This is a genomic window from Clostridium nigeriense, from assembly GCF_050585245.1.
GTDB lineage: Bacteria > Bacillota > Clostridia > Clostridiales > Clostridiaceae > Clostridium > Clostridium nigeriense_A.
In genome coordinates, this window is record NZ_JBNOOF010000027.1 from 1 (window position 1) to 2,960 (window position 2,960).

Consider the following 2,960-nt stretch of genomic DNA (forward strand, 5'->3'; position numbering starts at 1 on the left):
CACGGGAGACTGTGTGGGAGAGTAGGACGTTGCCAGGTTAGTTAAAGACTTAAGATTTATCTTAAGTCTTTTTTGTTGTTCTAATATTTAAATTAATGAAATTTAGATAACATATTATTCCTATCCTATTCATATTAATAAATTATGAGAATAAACAAAAGTGAGGGAGTGGGATATGATGAGTAAAAAGGAAATAGTTGCAATGATATTAGCTGGAGGTCAAGGCTCTAGATTAGGAGTTTTAACAAAAAAGCTAGCTAAGCCAGCAGTACCATTTGGTGGGAAGTATAGAATTATAGATTTTCCTTTAAGTAATTGTTCTAATTCAGGTATATATACAGTTGGAGTTTTAACTCAATATAAACCATTAGAATTAAATACACATATAGGCATAGGATCACCTTGGGACTTAGATAGAAGAGATGGTGGAGTTAGTATATTACCTCCATACCAAGAGGAGAAAGGTGGTAAATGGTATAAGGGAACAGCAAATGCTATTTATCAAAATATAGAATATATAGATAGATATGATCCAGAATATATATTAATTTTATCTGGAGATCATATATATAAAATGAATTATGACATTATGCTAGAATTTCATAAGGAAAAGGAAGCAGATGCAACTATAGCAGTAATAGATGTTCCCATAGAAGAAGCAAGCAGATTTGGAATTATGAATACCAAGGAAGATCTATCAATTTATGAGTTTGAGGAGAAGCCAAATGAACCTAAAAGTACAAAAGCATCTATGGGAATATATATTTTTAATTGGAGTACATTGAAGAAATTTTTAATTATAGATGAAAATGATGAGGCGTCAAATAATGATTTTGGTAAGAATATTATACCTAAAATGCTTGCTGATAATATGAAGTTAGTGGCATATCCATTTAAGGGATATTGGAAGGATGTAGGTACAATAAAAAGCTTATGGGAAGCTAACATGGATTTATTAAATATGAAAAATGAATTGAATTTATATGATAATAATTGGAAAATATACTCTGAAAATATAGCAAGACCTGCACAGTATATAGGAATAAGTTCAGAAGTAAATGAGTCTTTAGTTGTTGAGGGATGTGTAATAGAAGGAGATGTAGATCATTCAGTTATATTTCAAGGTGTTAAAATAGGTAGAAATTCTATTGTTAAGAATTCTGTTATAATGAACGATGCCATAGTAGAGGATAATGTAATAATAAATAAAGCTATTATAGGAAGCAATGCAATTATAGGAAGCAATTGTAGTATAGGCGATGGTAGGAAAATAGCAGTTATAGCATCTAATGAAAAACTTGATAGTGGTACAACCTTAGAGCCTGCTGAGGTGCTTTGAATTAGGAGGATATTAAATGAAGGATTGTATTGGGATTATTAATTTAGATGAAAAAGATTATAGTGTTAAGAATTTAATTAATGATAAGACTATATCTGCTATGCCTATTGCTGGAAGATATAAAATAATAGATTTTATTTTATCGAATTTAACAAACTCAGGTGTAGAATGTATAGGAATTTTTACAAGAAAAAAATCATATTCTGTTTTAAAGCATTTAAGTAATGGAAGACCATGGGATCTCCATAGAAAAAAAGATGGACTTAAAGTTTTTAATTATAGTGAATATGATCAGGTTTATGATGACATTCATAGCTTTATGGATAATATAGAATTTATAAAATATAGTAGAAAAGAATATATTATAATGTGTCCATCCTATATGATATGTAATATAAACTATAAGGAAGTTTTAGATAAACACAAAAAATCTGGAGATGATATCACAATTATATACAAAAATAAAAATAATAGCGATAGTCTCTCAAAGTGTGAAGAACTAGTATTAGATACAAATAATAGAGTAAATAAAATAAAGAACTTAGATAATTCAAAGAATAATGTAAATATAAATATGGAAATGTATATTATGAAAAGTTCATTATTTATAAATATAGTAAGAGATAGTATAACGAATGGTATGTATAAAAAAGTTAAGGAGTATATATCAGATAATTTATATAATTTAAAGGTCGGAACATATGAATTCAAGGGCTATTTGGCATGTGTAAATTCTATAAATTCGTACTATGAAATAAATAGAGACCTTCTAAATATGAAAATAAACAAAGAATTATTTTATAATGATAGGCCTATATATACAAAGCAAAAGGATGAAGCCCCTGTTTATTATTCAAAAGAGAGTAAAGTAGATAATTGTATAATAGCAAATGGATCTTATATAGAAGGAAAAGTAGAAAATAGTATAATAGGAAGAAAAGTTATAATAAAAAAGGGAGCAATAGTTAAGAATAGTATTATAATGGATAGTGTGGTTATAGAAAAGGATGCTATTATAAATAATTCAATAATAATATCTAAGTCTATAGTAAATAAAAATATAATAATTAATGGATCTAATGATTATCCGAAAATATTTTAATAAAAAAGTATCTAGTAAATTTATAATAAAACACTAGATACTTTTTACATAATATGTAATAAAAAGGCGACAACTAATCCACATGTATCAATATAAGAAAATTAAAGAATAATGCTCATATTTATATGAAATACGAGAAAAAATATTTATAGTTAATATTAACATAATAATATTAAGTAGATTAACATGATAATATACTTTATGTTCTTAGGAAAACTTCTTTAAGAAAAGGTCAAAAAAAGTGTTGACAAATAAATCTTAAAGTAGTAAGATAAGAAAGTCGCTTGAGGGTGACGGAGAAAAATGGTCTTTGAAAATTGAACAGAATATAAGTTAAGTATAAAATAAACCAGCAATTCTTTTAAGTCTTAAGTGAGAATCTAAATTTTAATTTAGTAATTCGAACTTATAACGCTAACGATAGTAAGCGTTGTTACATCAAAAGACTCAAGGTAATTTGAGCAACAGATTAAACTTTTTATTGAGAGTTTGATCCTGGCTCAGGACGAACGCTGGCGG

The 2,960-nt window shown here is 27.1% G+C and carries 2 protein-coding genes; both read left to right on the forward strand.

From position 1 onward, the window contains the following. The first annotated feature begins 178 nt into the window (after positions 1-178). On the forward strand, positions 179-1,339 hold the full coding sequence (locus ACQPUY_RS17585) for a glucose-1-phosphate adenylyltransferase (RefSeq protein WP_430843341.1): 1,161 nt from the start codon (positions 179-181) through the stop codon (positions 1,337-1,339). 16 nt (positions 1,340-1,355) lie between these two features. Next, a complete protein-coding gene (glgD, locus tag ACQPUY_RS17590) occupies positions 1,356-2,441 on the forward strand; it encodes a glucose-1-phosphate adenylyltransferase subunit GlgD (protein WP_430843339.1) in 1,086 nt (361 codons plus the stop codon). Positions 2,442-2,960 lie beyond the last annotated feature (519 nt).

Excerpts from the sequence above, each read along its gene's own strand:
- ACQPUY_RS17585 (WP_430843341.1), top strand. The coding sequence starts at position 179 with ATGAGTAAAAAGGAAATAGTTGCAATGATATTAGCTGGAGGTCAAGGC.
- glgD (WP_430843339.1), top strand. The coding sequence starts at position 1,356 with ATGAAGGATTGTATTGGGATTATTAATTTAGATGAAAAAGATTATAGT.